The organism is Candidatus Nitrosopumilus sp., assembly GCF_029882185.1.
In the GTDB taxonomy this organism is placed as follows: domain Archaea; phylum Thermoproteota; class Nitrososphaeria; order Nitrososphaerales; family Nitrosopumilaceae; genus Nitrosopumilus.
This window is the reverse complement of sequence record NZ_JAOULD010000016.1, coordinates 1-21010: the sequence shown is the minus strand read 5'-3', so window position 1 is coordinate 21010 and position 21010 is coordinate 1. Positions and strand designations below refer to the sequence as shown.

Annotated in this window: 25 protein-coding genes; 18 read left to right on the top strand and 7 right to left on the bottom strand. The window is 33.9% G+C overall.

Features of this window, described 5'->3' with window-relative positions:
- The first annotated feature begins 227 nt into the window (after window positions 1–227).
- The 3 genes from OEW78_RS06100 to OEW78_RS06090 all read left to right on the top strand — a co-directional run bounded on the left by OEW78_RS06100 (window position 228) and on the right by OEW78_RS06090 (window position 1775).
- The gene (locus tag OEW78_RS06100) at window positions 228–797 is read left to right on the top strand and encodes a methane monooxygenase/ammonia monooxygenase subunit B (protein ID WP_300325599.1); all 570 of its coding nucleotides are present in this window, start codon (window positions 228–230) and stop codon (window positions 795–797) included.
- Between the two features lie 89 nt (window positions 798–886).
- Window positions 887–1201, top strand: coding sequence for a hypothetical protein (locus OEW78_RS06095; protein ID WP_300325597.1), 315 nt, complete (start codon window positions 887–889; stop codon window positions 1199–1201).
- Window positions 1202–1241: 40 nt separating this feature from the next.
- Entirely contained in the window at window positions 1242–1775 is a 534-nt protein-coding gene (locus OEW78_RS06090; RefSeq protein WP_300325595.1) for a hypothetical protein, read from the top strand.
- Between the two features lie 99 nt (window positions 1776–1874).
- Here the strand turns inward: OEW78_RS06090 and OEW78_RS06085 are convergent, their stop codons facing one another.
- The gene (locus OEW78_RS06085) at window positions 1875–2144 is read right to left on the bottom strand and encodes a hypothetical protein (protein ID WP_300325593.1); all 270 of its coding nucleotides are present in this window, start codon (window positions 2142–2144) and stop codon (window positions 1875–1877) included.
- Window positions 2145–2284: 140 nt separating this feature from the next.
- A complete protein-coding gene (locus tag OEW78_RS06080; protein ID WP_300325591.1) occupies window positions 2285–2617 on the bottom strand; it encodes a hypothetical protein in 333 nt (110 codons plus the stop codon).
- A 124-nt stretch (window positions 2618–2741) separates the two neighbouring features.
- Here OEW78_RS06080 and OEW78_RS06075 point away from each other — a divergent pair, with 124 nt between their 5' ends.
- From OEW78_RS06075 to OEW78_RS06010, 14 genes are all read left to right on the top strand, one after another.
- A complete protein-coding gene (locus tag OEW78_RS06075; RefSeq protein ID WP_300325590.1) occupies window positions 2742–3191 on the top strand; it encodes a 30S ribosomal protein S15 in 450 nt (149 codons plus the stop codon).
- Window positions 3191–4612: a DHH family phosphoesterase gene (locus tag OEW78_RS06070; protein WP_300325588.1), complete on the top strand. Its 1422-nt coding sequence runs from the start codon at window positions 3191–3193 to the stop codon at window positions 4610–4612. Before OEW78_RS06075 ends, OEW78_RS06070 begins: the two co-directional genes overlap by 1 nt.
- Window positions 4575–4817 (top strand): KEOPS complex subunit Pcc1, encoded by a 243-nt coding sequence (locus OEW78_RS06065; protein WP_300325586.1) that lies wholly within the window; start codon window positions 4575–4577, stop codon window positions 4815–4817. Before OEW78_RS06070 ends, OEW78_RS06065 begins: the two co-directional genes overlap by 38 nt.
- Window positions 4817–6082 carry a serine--tRNA ligase gene (gene serS, locus OEW78_RS06060; protein ID WP_300325584.1) on the top strand — a complete coding sequence of 422 codons (1266 nt, stop codon included), beginning with the start codon at window positions 4817–4819 and terminating at the stop codon, window positions 6080–6082. The genes OEW78_RS06065 and serS overlap by 1 nt, the downstream gene beginning before the upstream one ends.
- Before the next feature lie 40 nt (window positions 6083–6122).
- Complete coding sequence (locus tag OEW78_RS06055) at window positions 6123–6734, top strand: 30S ribosomal protein S3ae (RefSeq protein ID WP_300325583.1); 612 nt, start codon at window positions 6123–6125, stop codon at window positions 6732–6734.
- 23 nt (window positions 6735–6757) lie between these two features.
- Complete coding sequence (locus OEW78_RS06050; protein ID WP_300325581.1) at window positions 6758–7186, top strand: RNA-binding domain-containing protein; 429 nt, start codon at window positions 6758–6760, stop codon at window positions 7184–7186.
- Window positions 7187–7371: 185 nt separating this feature from the next.
- Window positions 7372–8835 (top strand): NAD(P)/FAD-dependent oxidoreductase, encoded by a 1464-nt coding sequence (locus OEW78_RS06045; protein WP_300325579.1) that lies wholly within the window; start codon window positions 7372–7374, stop codon window positions 8833–8835.
- Between the two features lie 43 nt (window positions 8836–8878).
- Complete coding sequence (locus OEW78_RS06040) at window positions 8879–9664, top strand: MoxR family ATPase (RefSeq protein WP_300325623.1); 786 nt, start codon at window positions 8879–8881, stop codon at window positions 9662–9664.
- Window positions 9665–11227 (top strand): VWA domain-containing protein, encoded by a 1563-nt coding sequence (locus tag OEW78_RS06035; protein WP_300325577.1) that lies wholly within the window; start codon window positions 9665–9667, stop codon window positions 11225–11227. It abuts the gene before it with no gap.
- A gap of 66 nt (window positions 11228–11293) precedes the next feature.
- Entirely contained in the window at window positions 11294–12835 is a 1542-nt protein-coding gene (locus OEW78_RS06030; protein ID WP_300325575.1) for a pyridoxal-phosphate dependent enzyme, read from the top strand.
- Between the two features lie 4 nt (window positions 12836–12839).
- Window positions 12840–13295, top strand: a complete 456-nt coding sequence (locus tag OEW78_RS06025; RefSeq protein WP_300325572.1) for an ASCH domain-containing protein — start codon at window positions 12840–12842, stop codon at window positions 13293–13295.
- Between the two features lie 63 nt (window positions 13296–13358).
- A complete protein-coding gene (locus OEW78_RS06020; RefSeq protein WP_300325570.1) occupies window positions 13359–13922 on the top strand; it encodes a TATA-box-binding protein in 564 nt (187 codons plus the stop codon).
- Between the two features lie 16 nt (window positions 13923–13938).
- Window positions 13939–14160 (top strand): hypothetical protein, encoded by a 222-nt coding sequence (locus OEW78_RS06015; RefSeq protein ID WP_300325568.1) that lies wholly within the window; start codon window positions 13939–13941, stop codon window positions 14158–14160.
- Between the two features lie 71 nt (window positions 14161–14231).
- Window positions 14232–14807 carry a hypothetical protein gene (locus OEW78_RS06010; RefSeq protein ID WP_300325564.1) on the top strand — a complete coding sequence of 192 codons (576 nt, stop codon included), beginning with the start codon at window positions 14232–14234 and terminating at the stop codon, window positions 14805–14807.
- Between the two features lies 1 nt (window position 14808).
- Here OEW78_RS06010 and OEW78_RS06005 read toward each other — a convergent pair whose 3' ends face one another.
- Window positions 14809–15498: a hypothetical protein gene (locus OEW78_RS06005; RefSeq protein WP_300325561.1), complete on the bottom strand. Its 690-nt coding sequence runs from the start codon at window positions 15496–15498 to the stop codon at window positions 14809–14811.
- Between the two features lie 343 nt (window positions 15499–15841).
- Here OEW78_RS06005 and OEW78_RS06000 point away from each other — a divergent pair, with 343 nt between their 5' ends.
- A complete protein-coding gene (locus tag OEW78_RS06000; RefSeq protein ID WP_300325621.1) occupies window positions 15842–16189 on the top strand; it encodes a P-II family nitrogen regulator in 348 nt (115 codons plus the stop codon).
- A gap of 156 nt (window positions 16190–16345) precedes the next feature.
- Here OEW78_RS06000 and OEW78_RS05995 read toward each other — a convergent pair whose 3' ends face one another.
- The 4 genes from OEW78_RS05995 to OEW78_RS05980 all read right to left on the bottom strand — a co-directional run.
- Window positions 16346–16585 carry an Lrp/AsnC ligand binding domain-containing protein gene (locus OEW78_RS05995; RefSeq protein ID WP_300325556.1) on the bottom strand — a complete coding sequence of 80 codons (240 nt, stop codon included), beginning with the start codon at window positions 16583–16585 and terminating at the stop codon, window positions 16346–16348.
- Window positions 16586–16725: 140 nt separating this feature from the next.
- Complete coding sequence (gene dusB / locus OEW78_RS05990; protein ID WP_300325553.1) at window positions 16726–17688, bottom strand: tRNA dihydrouridine synthase DusB; 963 nt, start codon at window positions 17686–17688, stop codon at window positions 16726–16728.
- Between the two features lie 59 nt (window positions 17689–17747).
- Complete coding sequence (locus OEW78_RS05985; protein ID WP_300325550.1) at window positions 17748–20537, bottom strand: thrombospondin type 3 repeat-containing protein; 2790 nt, start codon at window positions 20535–20537, stop codon at window positions 17748–17750.
- 12 nt (window positions 20538–20549) lie between these two features.
- A partial coding sequence (locus tag OEW78_RS05980) for a thrombospondin type 3 repeat-containing protein (RefSeq protein ID WP_300325547.1) occupies window positions 20550–21010 on the bottom strand: 461 nt, incomplete at its 5' end.

Below are 21010 nucleotides of genomic sequence, written 5' to 3'. Positions count from 1 at the left end.
TAAAGTAAGAGTTTGAAATAAGAGTTATTTTATATAATTTTTTACAATAAATAAAGAATATTATAGAAAAATTACATATTAATACCTTTAAAATAATTTAAATTTGATTATTTTTTTATTGATTTCATTGTTATACATCAATGTTTAACATCATTGATAATGTCGATCCTCGTTACTAAGGTAAAACATATAACGACGTGTTTCATCTCCTCATTTTAGGGATAACTATGGTCGAAAAAAGAATTTTCGTATTTGGACTTGCTGTAGTACTTGCACTAGGAACTTTAGGTTTCAACTGGGTTGAATCCGTACTTCCAACTGCAGATGCACACGGTGTCCAAGCACAACTCCAGAGTCGTTTCATCAGAATTGAGGATGAAACCTTCAACAGACAATCCCTACAAACTGGCGAAACCTTGACACTTCAAGGAACATTAGTCAGCTTAGTAGAAAGAGACCTTAGAGGATGGCTATCCATTTTCACAGAGTCTACCAACGCAGGTAATAGATGGGAGATGTTGGCAAGAGATCCACCAGGAAACGTCTTTGACATTCCAGGTAACTCAGTTGTCGATTACTCATTGTCTGCCAAAGCACTTGAAGCAGGTGTATACCACGTACACACCCAACTCAACATTGCACAAGTTGGTCCAGGACTTGGTCCAGGTCAAACAGTAGTCGTTGAAGGAGATCCAATACTCAAAGATATTCCATATACTAACATCGCATATCAATCAATTATGATCGGTGTCGGTTATGTCATTACCTTTGCAACACGACCCTGGCAAGTAATCTAAACAACCCAACCTTTTCCTTTTCATTTTCTAGATACTCTTTACGTCTAACGTAAACCAAGTTTTATCTTCTAGAAAACAATAGAGAAAATATGCTAAGTTTCAAGATAACAAAATTGGATATTTTTCAGAGTTATTTTTTTGGAGAAACAGAATTTCGTTCTGATAAATACAAAGTAAACATACAAAATCAAAGAAGAGGAAAAGTTCTAAAATTACCTTTTGAGATAAAACCAAAAAATCAAAAAATTGTTGTCAGAGTTTCAGGAAAAGAAGACTTGTTTGTTGAAGATTATCTTCCATACAAGGGAGAATCAGAATGGCTTGAAATTGACTCTGATGAGATAACATATTTTCTTGCAGATCATCAAGACCAATGCGATACAATTGAAATCATGTATGAATAAAGGAAAGGACTTTAAGGAATCTGATTAAAATCATCACACGATGAAATATCCTGGAATGGGGGATCCATACAAGAGAAATAAAACTCTCAAATTTCTAGCCATTACAGCAATTATAGCAATATTAGTAGGGGTCACCAGTTCAGTACTTCAAGGTCAGTTTAGTCAAAACGATCCTCTCAAAGTCTGTATCAATGATAGAGAAACACCTTACAAAATGAAGGTCACTTTGGAGTTGATTATTGACGGTCTTCAAACACCTATTCCTGCCAACATCAATGCAGGACTAAATGAGGGAGAATGTAAAAGAACCATGTATACGCTAACTGATGATGGAATCATCTATGTGGAATGGGAGGAAGAATACTCATGGGAAATTGGTCACTTTTTGTGGATGTGGGATTTCCCTCTAAGAGACATGGATCAGGACAAATCGACATTTTATGTCAATGATAAAGAATCTAGCCAGTTCATCAATACCCCATTGCAAGATGGATATCACTACAAGGGAGTATTTACCACAAAAGATTATGACTCATCAAAAGACAAAGATTTCCTACCAGAACTAGAAAATTAGATGTTGTAGACTCAAAAAATCAAATTTTTAAATTTTAAGATTCAATACAGTTTTCACTAGAAGGAATTAAAAATAATGAAAAGATGAAAGGTGGTAAGTTTACCAGTATTTGCCGTTGTCTGGAATAAGACCGATACCTTCTCTTTCAAAGTGTCTGTCTAATTCATCAACCCATCTCTCACGGTTGTCTTTGTAAGCCCAGCCGTGTACACGTAACCAGAATGAGATAATTCCTAGAAGGAATATTGTGAACATAATGGTTCCGAAGATGTAAATCATTACATCGTAGAATAATGGGTCGTAGTTTGGTCCTAGTTGTCCTGTAATTGTAGACAGGATGCTAAGGAAAGTACCTACGATAGGAATCATAATAATTTGGCTCTATTTGTGCGATATATACATTTCTTTTATTATCAGAAAGTACGAGATCAGTATTCATCAAGAGTGGAAAAAAGAAACTCAGTTTACACTAGGAACAGATAATAAAATAAGAGAAAAGTGAGGTTTGTTTATCCTCTTCCCATTGCTGCGTATTTACCAGATCTTCCTCTAATGAAGAATGCTCCAGCAATACCACCGAATACTGCACCTGCAATTACTGCTGCACCAACTACACCACTGGCATCAAGATATGGAGTTCCTGAACCAGAAGAGGGGTTTGCTTCAGCTGCTGCGATTCTTCTTGCTTGAATCTCAAGTGCTTCTTCTAATGTGTATGATCCGGTTTGTCCTTCACTACCGACGTTACCCATGTATTGAGCAAATGCAACTGCATTTTCTGCATACATTCCGACTGTGAAGACAGCGATTAAGGATGCTGCTAATAGTATTTTTGTATTCATACCGTTTACCTGCTCGTTTTGGCGCCAGAGACTTATTTAACTTTTATTCTGAACCCCAAATTTCGGTTCAATGTACGAGATCAGTATAAGTAACGTTTAATTCTGTTCTATAATGAGCCAAATCATGGGACGAATGCATACACACAGACATGGAAAATCACATTCAATTAGACCAGCTACACTTCGTGCACCTTCTTGGATAACTCAAAGTCCTGCAGAAATTGAAGAGTTAGTAATTAAATATACAAAAGACGGTTTGACCCCTAGTCAAATTGGAATTAAATTAAGAGATCAACATTCCATTCCTTTAATCAAACCAATTACCAAAAAAAGTATGGGACAGATTTTAGAGGAAAATGATTTGAAAGCAGAAATGCCAGAAGACCTTGAGAACATTGTTAAAAAAGCAGTAGGTCTTCAGAAGCACCTTAAAGCAAACAAAGGGGATAATAGAAATGTCAGATCTTTGGAATTAATTGAAGCCAAGGTTCACAGACTATCAGTCTATTACAAAAGAATTGGAAGAATTTCAAAAACATGGAAGTATAAATCCGTGGTTGCTCAGTTAGAGTAATGGCAAAATCACTAGATGAATCACTTTCTTACTTCAAAGATAAAATTTTAGATTGTATAAAATCAAAAAAATCAATTTCTGTTACAACTCACATAGATTGTGATGGATTAACATCAGGGAGCATAATTACTAAAGCACTAATCAGAGCAGGAGCAAACTGCACAGTTAGAACATCAAAAGAATTTAGCAAAAATGTAGTAGAATCTTTTAAAACAGATTCCAGAGATTTTCATATTGTGACGGATCTTGGAGGAGGTTTTGCAAAGGAATTAGATAAAACATTAGGAGATAATTGGATTATTTTAGATCACCATCAAATATCAGAAAACGAATTGGATAATCAAAATGTGATCAATTCATGGAAATATGGAATTGATGGAGGAGTAGATATCTGTGCAGGAGGAATGGCATATTTGGCCTCAGCCGCACTAGATGAGAGAAACTCAGATCTATCTGCAATTGCAGTTGTTTCAGCTTTGGGCGATAGACAAGACCAAGGAGAAAGAAAGTCATTTACAGGTAAAAATTTTGAGATTGCAAATATTGCCAAAGAACAAGGTTTGGTGGATATTGATTTAGATTTATTGTTGGTGGGAAGGGAAACAAGACCACTTGCAGATGCCTTGGCATTTACGTCCCAGCCATTTATCGAAGGTTTGACATGGAATAGAGATACATGTCTATCAATCCTCCATTCATCTGGAGTTAAACTCAAAGATGAGGGAAGATGGAGAGTTCCAGCCGAACTAAATGAAGAAGAAAAAAGGCAAGTGATTGAGGCAATCACAAAATTTGCTTCAGGTAAAAATGCAACAGAAATAATGTCAGAATTGATTGGATATACCTATACATTTCCAAGAGAAGATAACAGGAGTTTCTTACGGGATGGAAGAGAATTTTCAACAATGCTCAATTCATGTGGAAGAATTAACCGTTCAGGTGTTGGAATCGCAGTTTGTATGGGAGACAGAAATAAGATCCTAAGAGAAGCTGAGCTGATTCTAACAGATTATAGAAAAATGATTAGAGAATACATGAATATTTTATCCAATGAAAGATGGAGAATTTCGGAAAGTGAAACATGCATAATGGTAAATGGGGAAGATATTGTTCCAGAAACAATGACAGGCACCATCTCATCATTGATAGCAGGTTCACCTAAAAATTCAGGAAAAATCATAATCTTGAGAACAAAGGCTGAAGAAAACACAATCAAATTCTCATCAAGAAAATCATTTGGATGTACATCAGACATCAATCTTAGTGAAATAATGAGAACGGGGGCTGAAAAATTTGATGGCATTGGAGGAGGCCACAATGCAGCTGCTGGAGCAAAAATAACTAAAGACAAATTGGATGAATTTCTTAACTATCTAGAAGTAAATGTCGTTAAGGTGCCAAGTTCAAGTAATTCTCAATAACATTTCAAAAGAAAAAGCTGAAACTGTCAAAAAGGCCTTAGAACCAGACAATGTAGATTTTCCAGAAGGATTGAGTCTTTATATTGAAAATATTGATAACAACCTAGTTTTTAATTTTGAAAGTAAAAAGAATATGAAACAGCTAATAGGGACAGTTGATGAAGTGATGGAACATATTCAAGTTGCTCTAAAGGTGATTGAGTGATGTTAGACCCAAAACTAGTCAAAGAAAAACCTCAAATCATTCGAGATATGCTAAAGTCTAGATCTGTAGAATTTGATGTGGATGGATTAATTGAATCGGATCAAAAAAGACGCGAATTCATCATCAAGACTGACGAGTTACGAAAAAAGAAAAATCAAGTAGCACTAGAAATTGCTCAAAGAAAAAAGGCAGGAGAAGATGCATCGTCAATTTTATCAGAAATGAAAAATGTTTCAGAAGAACTTGCAAAATTAGAATCAGAACAATCTGATATTGAAAAGAAATATTCTAGATTGGCATTAACTATTCCAAATCTAGTTCATGAATCAGTTCCTATTGGAACAGATGAAACATCAAATAAAGAAATAAGAAAATGGGGAAAAATCCCAGAATTTGATTTCAAAATTAATGACCATATAGATATTTCAGAAAATTTGGATTTGGTTGATCTTGAAAGGGCCGCCAAAGTAGCAGGAGCCAGATTCTATTATTTGAAAAATGATCTTGTAAGATTAAATCAATCATTAATTCACTATGGATTAGATTTTCTAGCAAAAAAAGAATATTCTCTTGTTCAACCTCCCTATATGATTAACAGAGAATCTATGGAAGGCGCAGTTATTGCAGATGACTTTGAAGAAGTAATCTACAAAGTTGAAGATGAAGATCTATACATGATTGGAACATCTGAGCATGCCATGGCAGCAATGAGATCAAAAGAAATCATAGAAGGAAAAGATTTGCCTTTGAGATATGCAGGTGTTAGCCCATGCTTTAGAAAAGAAGCAGGTGCACATGGAAGAGATCAAAAAGGAATTTTCAGAGTCCATCAATTTGATAAAATTGAACAATTTGTATTTTCAAGACCAGAAGACTCTTGGAAAGAACATGAAAGAATGCTATCAGTTGCTGAAGAATTTTACCAAAACTTGGAAATTCCACATCGTGTGATGCTATTATCAACTGGAGACATGGGAAAAGTATCAGCCAAAACATATGATATTGAGGCTTGGATGGCAGGACAAAATGCCTATAGAGAAATTGTTTCATGTTCAAACTGCTTAGAATACCAAGCAAGGAGATTAAAGATAAGATTCAGAGATAAAACAAATGAAGATACCCAGTATGTACATACCCTTAACAGTACTCTGATAGCAACAACCAGAATTTTGGTATCAATAATGGAAAATTTTCAAACTAAAGACGGACACATAAGAATTCCTAGTGTTTTACAGAGATACATGGGAAATCAGAAAGAGATCTAGTGACATACCCTTATATTTTGGGTTCAAAGGTCGTTAATAATTGGCACGTAGAAAAGGTCGAGTAAAGGACAAGTGGCGAGAAAAACGGTGGATTACAGTACATGCACCAGATTCATTCAACAATGTTCCTATTGCTTATGTTCCAATCACAGACGATGAGAATGCAGTAGGCAGAGTTTTAGAAGTTACACTATATGATATTCTAAAAGGAGACCCATCACAACATCAATACAAAATCTATTTCCAAATTGATAAAGTTGAAGGGGACAAAGCATCAACAATTTTCAAAAGATATGAATATTCAAAAGAATTTTTACGTAGTTTAGTTAGACGCGGTTCATCTAAAATTAATTTTATTGCAGATATCAAAACAAAAGACGGATATATCTTTAGAATCAAACTACTTGCTTTAACACACAGACAACTTAACACATCTAGACAGCATGCTTTGAGATTAATTGCAAGAGATGTAATCAATAAAACAATTCCAGAAATGACAATAGATCAATTTGTTCAAGCAACATGTTATAGTAAAATCAATTCAGACATCATGGCAGCATTCAAGAAAGTAATTAGAGTAAGACATGTGGGTCTCGAGAAAGTGAAACTCGTTAGAACTGCAGATAAAGAAACAAAATTACTCGAAGCATAATCAAGAGTTATTCTTTTACAATAATGGTATACAAGATTGAGATATCAATTGATGTGATTGTTCATGCAACAGAAGATACATCAAAAATTTTTCAATCTTTTGAAGATACTTTAGATGTTAGAAGAGAAGATTTCACAATCGAAGAAACAGAAGGACATTATGAAAATCCAATAACTTTGTTGAAGGCAAAAATTGGGAAAAAACAGGCTCAAAATTTCATGAATAAATTACTAGAATCATTATCCAAAGAACAAGTAAATGAGTTAATTGATGAAATTGAAGAAAGGACAATAGATTCCAGATTTCATATGAGACTAGATAAACAAGAATTAATCAAAGGAAACCTAGCAGTTAGAGAAAAAGACACCATACAATTGAAAATACACACTCCAATATACAACAAAAAAGATACTATCAAAACATTTACAGAAATTTTTCAAATTGCCAACTAGATTAAATAGTAATAAAAGAACTATACAATTTGGGAATGAGGAAATAACAGCCGCTCCAGTCTGAGCGAAAGCTTTGAAGACGCCGCGACGAACCGACCCCTTTTATCGATCATGGTTTTGATAATGGATTTTTACAGTATATTTTATGGTATTATTTTAAATACGGATAGACAAACCGGAATATCGTGTCAGATTATGATGTGATAGTTGCAGGAGGCGGTCTTGCAGGTACAATTACGGCACAATCTATTTCTCATTATTCAAAGCAAAATCTGAAAATTCTAGTTGTTGATAGAAATACAGAATTTTTGCCAGGTCGAAAATCACTAGCTGGATGGGTATGTGGGGATGCATGCTCCAAAGAAGCAGTTGATTTCATGTCAAAAAGAATCAAAGTAGAATGGACTAGACCTGAAATCGAACATGATGTAAAAGGAGTCATGGCATTCTCACCAGACAAAGAAACTGCAATTCCATTTGATGGTGCAGGTTACATGTTAAATCGTCAAAAACTACCAGAGATTCAAAATGAAAGATGTAGAAAAATGGGAATTGAGTTTAAATTTGAAATTAATCTTACAGGCCTGATTTATGAAGGACAGCAAGCAGTTGGAATTCAAGGAATAGATAACAAAACAAAGCAACCATTTAAGAAAACATCAAAAATTGTAATTGATGCTACAGGAGTTACATCCATGCTTAGAAATGGATTGCAAAACTCTACCAAAGTTGAAAAGAGAATAGATAGACGAGATTTAGAGTCAACTGGAAGATACATCATGCATTTTGAACCAGGCCAAAAAGATCTTTCAGAATTTGATCCAGATTATTGTATAATACATTTAGATCAAGACATTGCCCCAGGTGGTTATGGATGGGTATTTCCAAAAGGGGAAACCAAAGTAAACATAGGTTTGGGAATTGAAAAATCTCTTTTAGATAAAAGAAACAAGAGATTAGGTAAAAAAGACAATGTAGAATCACTCATGAAAGAATATCTTCATAGAAATGTCGCAATAAAAAATGCAAAGTTATCTGAAGACCCAGAGGATATCAACAATAATTCAGGAGTCTTTCAAGTTTCAGTTAGAAGACAAAACGATTGCATGGTGTCTGGCGGATATATGATGGTCGGAGATTCCGCATGGATGCCAAAACCAATTGACGCTGGAGGAATTGGACCAGCTTTGATTGCAGGTACAATACTAGGAAATAACATTGCACAAGCATTAGAAGCAAACGATGTTTCTGAAGCAGGATTATGGCAATACAATTTAGATTATATCAAAGAATATGGATACAAAACCGCAGGTCTTGAACTTTTTAGAAGACTTGTACAACAAATGTCAAATGAACAAATTAGTTATGGTATGAAGCACTTTTTAGGAAATATGGATGTCGAGGCAATTAGTAAAGGAGAACATCCAGACTTTTCAGGATTAGGAAAAATTGGAATGATTATCAGAGGTGCGATGAACAAAACAGTTGCAGACGGACTCAGATATACATCCAAACAAAATCAATGGTTAGTAGATCATTACAACAACTATCCAAAAGATCCTTCAGAATTTGACGAATGGAACAAAACATTACATCAAAAACTTGATGAGGCTTTTGCAAAAATAGAAGCATTTGATTCTAAGATCTAATATTAAATATTGTGTAAATCAATGAAAACATACTTTGGAAGAAGTGCAATATCTTGATTGGAATAATTCAAACCATATTTTAGACAAAGCGTATGAAGCAGGTCTTTTTGTACTCATTATAGGGCCTAAAGGAACAGGAAAGACATCCCTAGTTAGAGATTTTGCTAAAAACAAGAAGGTAAACTTGGAATCTATCAATTTCAGTCTCAGAACTAGAGAAAGCCATCTGGTGGGGACAAAGACGCTTACAGATGGAACAGTAAGCTTTGACGAAGGAATATTGATCAAATCAATGAAAAGTGGAGATATGCTTTACCTCGATGAAATAAATTCGGCAGAAGCAGATGTTTTACTTAGGCTAGATGAAGCGTTAGATGATAGACGCCAAATTGCATTAAAGGAATCAACAGGGGAAGTGATTAAAGCAAAAGACAGTTGGTTTGTGGTTGCAACAATTAATCCATTGACACATAGCGGAACAAAAGAATTGCCACCTCAATTACTCAGCAGATTTCCAGTACGAATCAGATTAGAGTATCCTCCAGAAAATATAGAATTAGAAATTATTAAAAAACATGTTTCAGGAAATTATGAATCAGAAATAATTCAAGCAATTAAACTCGCAAATACATTAAGGCAAGCTGCTGCAGTTGAAGAACTATTTTATTCACCCAGCTTAAGAGAAACCATTGCCTTTGGAAAATTACTAGACAAAGGAATGTCGCCAAAAGAAGTTGCAGACATTGTTTTTGGAAATGTCTACACACAATGGGGCAATATAGAATATCAAAAAGTCAGTGACATTATAACGTCAATGTTTGGAAATTAAATGCAAACAATTCAACTTCAAAATGATTCTTTAGTTGAAATAGCAACATTTCTTGTTAGACGATGGTCTGAAAAAGACAATATCATAGTAGAAATTTCCGACAAGACAGAAACTAAAACAAGACTAAAAGAGAATAAAGTAATCTTAACACCCTTAGAAAAAAGAATAGGTAATGATTTTCAAAAATATCGACAATTTAGAACGTCATTATGGTATGAAGCAATGAGAATAAAATATTGCAAAAAAATTCTCAGTAATGATCATGCATTTGGATTTATTCTAAACGCGATGGAAACACAAAGAGTTGAACAGTTGGGAAGAAAGGTTTGGAAGGGCATGGATGATGAAATTATTTTCAACTACACATACATGTTAGTTGCAAGACCTCAATTAAATACAGTATATGGAAAAGCAAGGATAGTAGAGGCATTTTACCAATATTTTATGTTTGGTGCAATAAAAGGAGAGATTCAATCAAGCAATTTTGAAAAAATAAAAAAAGCATCAATGTTAGCTAAAGAAATTGTCAACAAGGCAATTAAGGATAAACAAGGCACTGATTGGATTGAAAAAAAAGTCACAGAAATAATAAAGATATTAGACATTGATTCTCTTCTAACAATTCCAGTATCTTTGCCATTTATGAAAGCTGGAATGGCATTATCTAAAGAAGAATTACTAAAAGTTCTAAAAATAATTTCAAGAAATAAAGAAGGAGATTTTGAAATCACAGATCCAGATTCAATAGTTAGAGGTGATGATGTGTATGATGAATACAAAGTATTGCTAGATGAAAATAAAAAGACAGAAAACAGAGGATTATCCACAGAAACAATAGGAATTCAAATTCCATCAACAAAAAATATTGATGAAACAGCAATCTATGATTTGAGATTGATTAACGGATTAAAGATGAAATTTAAAGAATGGAAATCAGGATGGAAAGAACAACATCTAAGATCTGGAGATGAGTTTGATGGAGAAAACTACATTGAAGGAAATGATCCATTTTTTACAGATATTAAAAAATCAATTAAAACAAAAATTGTGATACTGTTAGATCATTCTTCTAGTATTGCATCAGATGCAATTGAGTACAAAAAGGCCACCTTAGCACTTTGTGAAGTATTATCTTTTCTCAGAGTAAAATTTGCAGTTTATGCATTTAGCACTGAAAATAGAGCAATGGTATGCTGGTCAATAAAACCAGAAAATGTCAAATGGAACCGTATTACTGCAAAAAGATTGGCACAAATCGTTGCCAATGGCTCCACTCCATTGGCTGAAGTCTATGATAAAATATTTCCAATTTTACAGTCAAAAAGACCAGATATTTTTTTGACATTGACTGATGGTGAACCATCAGATCCGGATGCAGTAAGAAATATGACTAAATCATTCAAGGGATTGGGAATTCGCATGGTTGCTTTAGGATTAGGTCCAAATACTGTAAGGGCAACAACAATTGCAAATAATCTAAAGCTTTTGGGTTATGAAAAAACTATGGCGGTTAGTAGATTAAGTGATATTCCAAACAAGGTGATTAGCATTTTAGATGGGTAAATTTTTGATTTTACTATCAGGATATTTTATATGAAGTAAAAAATCAAGGCCATCTAGTTAAAAGACATGTCAGAAAATAGTTTTGATAAACCATTACTTGAAAAATTTGAACGAGAAATTTGGAGTAGAATCCCACATTTAGAAAACGGCAAAGTGGTCAATGCAACACCACTAATTGATCTAACCAGTGATCTTAAAGAATGTGCAAAAAAGCTTTACAAATTAGATATTTCAGACTTGGACTTGAAAGTATATGGAAAATTTGATGCTGATTTAGTATCAGGTTCAATCAAAATCAGACCAGCAATTCACATAATGCACGATGCAATTAAAACTGGAAAGTTGAAAAGTGGGCAAACAATTATTGAGGCAACATCAGGAAATTTTGGAATTGCTCTGGGACAGATGTCAAAACTTGGATTGACTGTCGTGTCTCTTGTTTCAAGAAAATTACAAGAAGGGGTCTTTAAGGAATTAAGAAATGAAAATATTCGTATAATGGATTTGGATATGGATATTTGTCCTGCTCCAGGAATGAAAGATAGTGATGCTGATGCACTAGTTGCAAAAGCAACTGCAGCAAACATTCGTTCTCAATTAATCGAATTAGGTTTTGATCCAACAAATTATGATAACTCAATTTTAGAAGTTGAAATATTATTGGCAGCACAAGACATTATCAATTTAGCAAAACTGCTTGCAAAGATTTATGATTGTTTTTGTCCAGAACAATATGATAATCAATTAAACATTGAGGCTCATAGAACAATAACAGCTGTAGAAATTGATCAGCAGTTACAAGAAAAAGGGGATTCGTTAGAAGACTATAGGATAGTTTGTTCATTTGGAACAGGTGGTACATCTGGAGGACTAAGCAAGTACATGAATGAAAAATATGGAAAAAAAGCCGTACATGTAGTATTTCCATCTCCAGGTCAAGATGTTGCAGGAATTAGAACAAAAGCTAAAGCAGAGGGATTAAAGTTGTATAATCCAGAAGCATATTTTGCTGAGCATGAAGTTGATTTTGGACAGGCAAAATATTTACTAAAATTCTTTGTAGATAAAGGTCATAATATTGGTGAAAGTACAGCACTTGCTCTGTACTCCATATTAGAAATGCTAAGTGAAGGAGAAAAAGGAAAATTTGTAGTTGTAGTTGCTGACGGTATAGAGAAATACAGAAAAAATCTAGAAGCAGCATCATCTAATCAACGGATTCAAGTTTCATTAGAAGATGCAGCATCCAGTGTTCAAGATTATGATAAAATAATTTGGGTACATACACAATATACTCCAAAAGAAGAAGGAATTGAAATGATTGCAAAATCATTAGGCGTAAATAAAGAAAAAATCACAATTCCAAAGGCAAGTACCATTAATCAATTATTGTCAACACAGCAAATTCCAGAGGAGCTTAGTAAAGATCTAGATGGATCTAAAGGTAAATCACTATTAATTTGCATGGCAGGAAATACGTCATTAATGACGGCTCAAGTACTTGCTAGCAAAGGCATAGTAACTGAAAGCTTGAATGGCGGAATAACTAATTTGCCTGAAGGGAGAGGTAAAAACCCAGGGGAATTTATCAAAGCTGCAACTGAATAGTGTCTTGAAATGTCTTTCTGTTTCTCAACCATTTGCTGATCTAATCATATCTGGGAAAAAAACTATTGAATTAAGAAGATGGAATACAAATTTTCGTGGAGAATTTTTAATTCATTCTCCATTAAAAATAAGAATAGAAGATGCTAAAAGATTAAAAATCAAAAAGAAATTTGTTACAGGTGCAATAATTGGAAAAGCACAACTTTATGATGTAAAAAAATATGATTCAATAAAAGAAATAAAATCAGATGAAAGATTTCATTTTGCATCAAAAAAATTTCAAAACAAAACTTTTGGATTCATGTTAAAAAATGCAAAACCATTAAGAATTCCAATTCCATGGAAAGGTCAATTAGGTTTTTTTGAAATAGATATTCCAAAAACAAAGATCAAAAATAAAAAAATAGTTTCAGAAATAATAGATGAAGAATATCGTTATCAGTGGATTGGACATCATTGAAGAACTGAAAATCTCAAAAAATTTGACTAGTATATATAAAGCTCATATTTAAAGTACCTCATTATGCCTCAAACAAAACCAATTGTTAGTGTAGAAAATGTTGTCGCATCAGCATCAGTAGATCAAAAAATAGATTTGATTGAGATTACTGAAAAATTTCCAGATACAGAATATCATCCTGAACAATTTCCAGGCCTTGTATTTAGATTAACTAATCCTCGAACTGCCACACTTATCTTTAGAACAGGGAAGATGGTTTGCACTGGAGCTAAATCCGAAGAGATGGCAATAAAAGCTGTCAACACAGTAGTTCAGAAATTAAGAAAAGGTAAAATCAAAATTAAAAAAGATGCAGTCATTACAGTACAAAATATTGTTGCAGCAATTAATTTAGGTGGGAAAATTCATTTAGAAAAAGCTGCTAGAACATTACCTAGAAGTATGTATGAGCCAGAGCAATTTCCAGGACTAATTCACAGAATGCTGGATCCAAAAACAGTGATACTATTATTTGCATCAGGAAAATTAGTTTGTACGGGTGCAAAAAAAGAATCAGATGTTTATCGTTCTGTTCATAATTTACATGCATTATTAGAAGAAAAAAATCTAATGATTTATGATCAATGATTAACTGTTTCAAAAATTGGCTAAAAATATTTTTGATGAAGAAAAAATCAGATTAACTCCAGAGACGGGTTTTGCTTTGGTTGGAATAGATTATTTTGCAGAACCAGGAAACCAATTGTATATAATTGAACTTTTTGAAATGTATCAAGATGCTTTAAATGCAAAAAAAGATCGAAAGAATCAGAATGAATTTTTTGTGTTGTATAAAGGAACTGGAAATGAATTTTTTTGCAGATAGATTAGAAAGATGACAAAACTTTACTAAATTTTACAAACTCTCTTATCATTTAGTTAAAAATTAAAAAAATATTGCCTAATGAAACAAGTGATTTGATCGATACATTATATCAAAAAGAAAATCCTGTTAAATCAGAACAAACATCTAAGCAAATTATTCGAAAAAGTGCAAAGGGGAAATATCAAATTTTTGATGAGGTAGAGTTTACACGTGGAAGAGAGGTCTTAGGAGATTTAATTGTACATGGGATGATAGCCTCAGGAGGAACGGATATTGACTGGCTTATTGAACATAAAGGTGGTTTTATCATATTAGAATTCAAGGGATTTCATAATGATAAAATTAACATCGCAAAAGGCCAAATGATTGCATATGAAAAACTGCATGAGAAATTAAACATGACGACAAAATGTTATCTTTATGTAGTTGGATGTGATGATATAGATTTTTCTAATCCAGATTCAACAATATGGATTTTTGAAATGAGTCAGTGGAAATCAGGTGCAATACCAAAAAACACTACTGACATTTATGGAGATGATATAGGAAAACAAAACAAATTCATTGTTTATCGTGAATATATGCATGAAGTCAGTGTAGAAAAATTACGAGATTTGGTTGATTTACATTGGAAAGAATTTGAATAAATTAAGATGTAAATGAGAATGTGCTTGAGATTATTTCTTTTCCATTATCTACTTTGATTGTATAAGTTCCAGAATTTTCCCATCCAGAGCCTCCAGCTATTGCTAAAGTAGAAAATTGCCCATTACTTTTTAGTGAAACTTGTTCTTCCCATACAAGTTCATTGTTTTGGTTTTCTATTGCAAGATTTACATTTCCAGTTGTGTCAGATACGCCACTAATTGAAATCAGATCTTTTTTGTTGTATGATTTTAAATCAGTTTGTACAGATAGTGAAATTGGAAGATTATTTGTAGTGTCAATTTTGGTGGTAATATCTGCAATACCACTAAAAGCTATTGTTAGCGCAATAACCACTACTAAAGCGAAACTACCTATTCCAAAAATGATTTTTTTATTTTTTGGTTTAGAATGAGAAATTTTTGAGACAGTTTGAAACGATTGAGTTTGTTGAAGCGGTTTTATTTCAGATAATGTGACATCTGGAATGGGTTTTTCTTCAACATGAGGCGTTTGAATAAATTCCGGTTTTTTTCCCAGATGTTTTTCAGCTAATTTTCTTACATAATTTCTTTCATAATTACTAATTACTTCATTATTTTCACAAGCCCTGTAAATCTGCTTCAGAATTCTATCATCTCCAAAATCTTTATCCAAGAGATCTTTTACATCATCCAATAACGGATCTGCCATGTTAATTTTCTCTCGAATTGATTATTTATGAATATATGTCAAAAAGCTACTTTGAATAGATTTTTTGGGCTTGAATTATGACAGTTCTGATGTAGTCCTTGGCTGTTGAGTCTGTCACTCCCATTTGTTTTGCTCTCAGATAAAGATCGGTTTCTTTAGGATTTGTTAAGTAATATTTTAAGAGATAATTGAGTCTATGAGACCTTTTTTCGTCACTTTTCATGATTTTATTTTTCTTTGGCACTAAAAAGGTCAGAGGATAATGACATAACCAACTAGAAAATATAGTATCATAAAATTTGGATAAAAACATATGATCTTTTTTAAACAATACGAAAAAAGAATGGAAATGAAACGAATTGATGCAACTATTCAAGCAACCAAAATCGGTGCAGTGACTGAGGCAATTACAGGCATTGTCGGAGGATTCTCCATCATGGAGGGAAAGGGTAGAGGTTCAGGTGCCAGACAAGAAATGAGATCTGGTAGAGGAACAGGCACCATTACTGCTGAATATAATCATGTTGCAATTGTAAGTACAGTTGTAGATGACTCAGACGTAGAAAAAATTTCCTCAGCAATTGCTAATGCAGCTTTTACAGGAAAAGGAGGAGATGGAATTATTGTAGTATCCAATGTAGAGAACGTCATGAATATCGCAACTAAAAAGAGTGGTCCTGAAGCCCTCTAATCATTTTCTTTTATTAAATAACATACAATTTGTGAAGATATTATCTGCTGAGAGGTTAACGACTCCTCTCAGGGTTGTTATCCCTTTGGGGGACATATTTTTGAAGGGATAGAATAGTATTACAATTTGAGTATAAAAGCAAAGGATTTTGAAAAACTATTGCTGGCCTTCAATTCCCATCAATGTTAGTGTTGATCTAATTTTTGGAATTTTTCGTATCTTCCAAGTAATAGTTTCTCTTAGTGCTTCAACTTGACTTGATTCTACTTTAGTCAAAATATCGTATGCACCAAAGGTTCCATGTACTTCAACAACACCTTCAATCGATTTTAGTTCTGAAATTATTGTTTCTTCAGAACCTAGCTCACAGTTTATGAGTACATAAGCTGTTGCCAATTATGATTTAGCTCCTATATTCATACCAGAAATGCTCTTTTGAAATATATAAGAATAGTACGATTTACTTAAAAATTCAACATCAAATAGGATAATTTCACAAACAAATGTAAAGGAATTTAGAATAAATTAAAAGACTCCTAAGATGAAATGTATGCATCACTCATAATTTTTTCTAGATCTTCAATATTTTTTGAAAGAGTGATTTTAGAACGTAATTTAGAACCGCCCTCAATACCTTTAGTAAACCTCATGGCCTGACCCTTGATATTTGCAAATTTGATTTTATATCTACTAGTTAAATGTAGATAATCGAAAAAAGAATCCAATCTATCTTTAAAAGAATATTCTTTGTAGGAATTGGTTTTCAAATAATCATTAATTTGTTCAAATAAAAATGGATTACCCATAGCTCCTCTTCCAATCATCACATAATCGCAGTTAGTATTATCAATCATGTGTTTAGCATCCTCAGGACTAGTAATATCGCCATTTCCAACAATCGGAATGGAAGAAATTTCTTTGAGTTCCTTTATCATATTCCAATCAGCTGCTCCAGAATAACCCTGACTAACAGTTCTTGGATGCAGTGTAATCATTTGAATTCCTTCATCTTCAGCAATTTCAGCAATTTCTCTAAAAAGGAATTTATTAGTATCAGTAACTCCAGAACGAATTTTTAGTGTTACAGGTTTTTTTACAGCATTTACCAATGTTCTAAAAATTTGTTGTGTTAAATTAACTTCTTGTAACAATGCTCCTCCTGCCATTTGTTGTGTGATATGAGGTGCAGGGCATCCCATGTTATAATCAATTATATCAAAAAAAGGTTCCACAATCTTTGCTGCTTTTCTTAAAGTAGAAAGATCAGAACCAAATAATTGAATTGAGAGAGGCCGTTCTTCATCAGAATATTCAATAAACTCTTGTATAGTTTTCATTCTTTCTTTAAGTTGACTTTCTTTTGCAACGATACTATGAATATTTGTAAATTCTGTAACTACCAATCCAGCTCCCATTTTTTTACATTGTAAACGAAGGGCAGGATCACTTACTCCTGCCATAGGAGCTAAAAATGCCCTACTAGAAAATTTTGGAAGCATATCTGAACTTTACAGATTGAATATATTTATCATACAAAGGGTTTTGTAAAAAATTCTATTTAATTATCAGGGCAGCCGTCTGTGTCTCTGTCACCATCATAATCTTCAGGATCAAGAGGACACAGATCTTTATCATTTATGATATCATCTAGATCATCATCATGGACAAATCTTTGTTGTTCTGGAGCAGTATCAGGACAACCGTCATGATCATTGTATTTATTCCAAGTTTCAGGGCTATTTGGGCATGAATCGATTGCATCATAGTATCCATCATCATCAGAATCAATTCTTGTTGGAGTTGTAGATGCTGCAGCTAATACATCAGGACAACCATCCCAATCCAAATAACCATTAAAGTTCTCTTGTTCATCAAGGCATGTATCCCATCTATCGTCTATTCCGTCACCGTCAGTATCTGGGAAACTATATGATGATACAACAGAACCGGTTGAATCAGGGCAACCGTCTTCATCTTGATAGAAATTATAAGTTTCAGGATCTAATGGACATGCATCTAACACATCTATAATTCCATCTTGATCAGAGTCATGTGTAAAGGTAAATCTGTCAGGACAACCGTCTTCATCTTCAAATCCATTAAATGTTTCAGGCTGACCAGGACAATAGTCTAGATTATCGGAAATTCCGTCACCGTCAGAATCAAATGCAAGTTTGTTATCATGAATCAAATCTGGGCAACCGTCTTCATCAAGATATCTGTTGTAAGTCTCTTTAACATTAGGGCATTGATCTATGTTATCAGTTATGCCGTCAAAATCAGAGTCTCCAAATGAATCATAATCTATTGAATCTGGGCAACCGTCTTCATCTTGGAATTGATTATATCGCTCTCCAATTGTTGGACATGCATCAGAAATGTCTGGAATGCCGTCATAGTCAAGATCAGACAATGCAAATTTTGAAAATCCAGGGACATCAGGGCAACCGTCTTTATCCAAGTAATCATTATAGTTTTCTTTTTCATCCAAGCATGCATCCCATCTATCATCTATTCCATCACCGTCAACATCTGGAAATAGATAGGATGATGTAATTGACTCTGTAGAGTCTGGACAACCGTCTTCATCTAAATAAAAATTGTAAGTTTCAGGTTCCAGGGGACATGTATCAGAAATGTCTGGAATGCCGTCATAGTCAGAATCAAGTTTAGATGATTGTTTGTCTGGACAACCGTCTTTGTCTTCAAATCCGTTGTATGTTTCTGGTTGGTTTGGACAAGAATCGAGATTATCTACAATTCCATCACCGTCAGTATCATAAGTTGATTTGTTGTTTACGACAGAATCTGGACAACCGTCTTCATCTAAATAAAAATTGTAAGTTTCTTTATTATATGGACAAACATCAAATTGATTTAAAATTCCATCACCGTCAGTATCTCCTGATATCAGATACTCAACTTCATCGGGACAACCGTCTTCATCTTGGAATTTGTTAAAATTTTCACGTTCTAATGGACACTCATCAACTGAATCAAGAATACTATCATAGTCAGAATCAATTAAACCATCAGAAAAAGCGCCAAGTACATCAAAGCAACCATCATCATCCAGATAACCATTGTAATTTTCAGGTTCGTTTAGACACTGATCCCATCTATCATCAATTCCGTCACCATCAGTATCTGGGAATTGGTATTGTGTAATAGTAGAATCAGCAGTATCTGGACAGCCGTCTTCATCTAAATAAAAATTGTAAGTTTCAGGTTTTAGTGGGCAATCATCAGAAATATTTGGAATGCCATCCATGTCAGAGTCAAGTGTTGAATCAAAGTTGTCAGGACAACCGTCTGTGTCTAAAACACCATTGAAAGTTTCTGGTTGGTTTGGACAAGAATCTAAATTATCAATAATACCGTCACCATCAGAGTCATAAGTAAATTTCTTAGTTACAATAGAATCAGGGCAACCGTCTTCATCTTGGAATTTATTGTAAGTTTCCTTAGTAAATGGGCATTGATCCAAGTCATCATAGATACCATCAAAGTCAGAATCAACTACTGTTTTGAAATCAACGCTATCAGGACAACCGTCATCATCTAAATATTCATTCCATTCTTCAGGTTCGGTTGGACACAAATCAACAATATCCGGATATCCATCACGATCAAAATCAGAATATACAGTAGTTGATTTTGCTACAGGTACGTCTGAGCACCCATCCCAATCTAGATAATCATTGTAATTTTCAGGTTCGTTTAGACACTGATCCCATCTATCATCAATTCCATCACCATCAGTATCTGGAAAGAGATATGATGAAGTAACTTGGTCTGTTGAATCAGGGCAACCGTCTTTATCTTGGAAAAAATTGTATCGTTCTGGTTCTAATGGACATTCATCCAAAGTATCAGAGATTCCATCTCTATCAGTATCTCTTAAACTAGATACATCATCAGGGCAACCGTCTTTATCATCAACTCCATTGAATGTTTCGGGTTGGTTTGGACAAGAGTCCATGTAATCTGGGTAACCATCATTATCAGTATCAGGGATTATTTTACCAGTTTCAGGAGATAAATCAGGGCAACCGTCTTCATCTTGGAACCTATTGTAAGTCTCTTTTACAGTAGGACAATTATCAATATGATCTTGAATTCCGTCATAATCAGCATCATACCATGGAACAAAGTCTGCAGGGCAACCGTCAATGTTGTTACCATATTGCGGATCATAGTCCTCTAAAAGATTAGGGCAGAAATCAATAGAATTTGGGACTCCATCTCCATCATTATCAATTACTTCAACTGCATAGATACTACCGGGCAACATTCCAATGGTAGAAGTAAGTAATAGCAAAAAGCCCAAAATAAGTTGTTTATTCAAACTGCATCACTCCTAATTGTCAGGGCAGCCATCGCTATCTGCATCTCCGTCATAATCTTCAGGTTCTAGAGGACATAGATCATAGTCATTAGGAATATCATCCAAGTCAGCGTCATGCTTGTATCTTGATTGTTCAGGCACAATGTCTGGACAACCGTCACCATCCAAGTATTTGTTCCAAGATTCTTTGTCGTTTGGACACAAATCAATAACATCAAATAATCCATCACCATCACTATCAATTCTTAGATTTTCAATTGGGAATGTGTCAGGGCAACCGTCTTTATCTGCAAATCCATTAAATGTTTCTGGGTGGTTTGGACAAACATCAAATTTGTCTGTAACTCCATCAGCATCTTTATCGTTAAACGAAGTATCTAATGCGACATCTGGACAGCCGTCAGTATCTCTATAACCGTTATACACTTCTGGTTCATTGATACACAAATCAATTTTATCTTGAATGCCATCAT

Excerpts from the sequence above, each read along its gene's own strand:
- OEW78_RS06050 (WP_300325581.1), top strand. The coding sequence starts at position 6,758 with ATGGTATACAAGATTGAGATATCAATTGATGTGATTGTTCATGCAACA.
- OEW78_RS06090 (WP_300325595.1), top strand. The coding sequence starts at position 1,242 with ATGAAATATCCTGGAATGGGGGATCCATACAAGAGAAATAAAACTCTC.
- OEW78_RS06000 (WP_300325621.1), top strand. The coding sequence starts at position 15,842 with ATGGAAATGAAACGAATTGATGCAACTATTCAAGCAACCAAAATCGGT.
- OEW78_RS06030 (WP_300325575.1), top strand. The coding sequence starts at position 11,294 with ATGTCAGAAAATAGTTTTGATAAACCATTACTTGAAAAATTTGAACGA.
- OEW78_RS06100 (WP_300325599.1), top strand. The coding sequence starts at position 228 with ATGGTCGAAAAAAGAATTTTCGTATTTGGACTTGCTGTAGTACTTGCA.
- OEW78_RS06020 (WP_300325570.1), top strand. The coding sequence starts at position 13,359 with ATGCCTCAAACAAAACCAATTGTTAGTGTAGAAAATGTTGTCGCATCA.
- OEW78_RS06075 (WP_300325590.1), top strand. The coding sequence starts at position 2,742 with ATGGGACGAATGCATACACACAGACATGGAAAATCACATTCAATTAGA.
- OEW78_RS06065 (WP_300325586.1), top strand. The coding sequence starts at position 4,575 with ATGTCGTTAAGGTGCCAAGTTCAAGTAATTCTCAATAACATTTCAAAA.
- OEW78_RS06070 (WP_300325588.1), top strand. The coding sequence starts at position 3,191 with ATGGCAAAATCACTAGATGAATCACTTTCTTACTTCAAAGATAAAATT.
- serS (WP_300325584.1), top strand. The coding sequence starts at position 4,817 with ATGTTAGACCCAAAACTAGTCAAAGAAAAACCTCAAATCATTCGAGAT.
- OEW78_RS06085 (WP_300325593.1), bottom strand. The coding sequence starts at position 2,144 with ATGATTCCTATCGTAGGTACTTTCCTTAGCATCCTGTCTACAATTACA.
- dusB (WP_300325553.1), bottom strand. The coding sequence starts at position 17,688 with ATGCTTCCAAAATTTTCTAGTAGGGCATTTTTAGCTCCTATGGCAGGA.
- OEW78_RS06095 (WP_300325597.1), top strand. The coding sequence starts at position 887 with ATGCTAAGTTTCAAGATAACAAAATTGGATATTTTTCAGAGTTATTTT.
- OEW78_RS06035 (WP_300325577.1), top strand. The coding sequence starts at position 9,665 with ATGCAAACAATTCAACTTCAAAATGATTCTTTAGTTGAAATAGCAACA.
- OEW78_RS06005 (WP_300325561.1), bottom strand. The coding sequence starts at position 15,498 with ATGGCAGATCCGTTATTGGATGATGTAAAAGATCTCTTGGATAAAGAT.
- OEW78_RS06080 (WP_300325591.1), bottom strand. The coding sequence starts at position 2,617 with ATGAATACAAAAATACTATTAGCAGCATCCTTAATCGCTGTCTTCACA.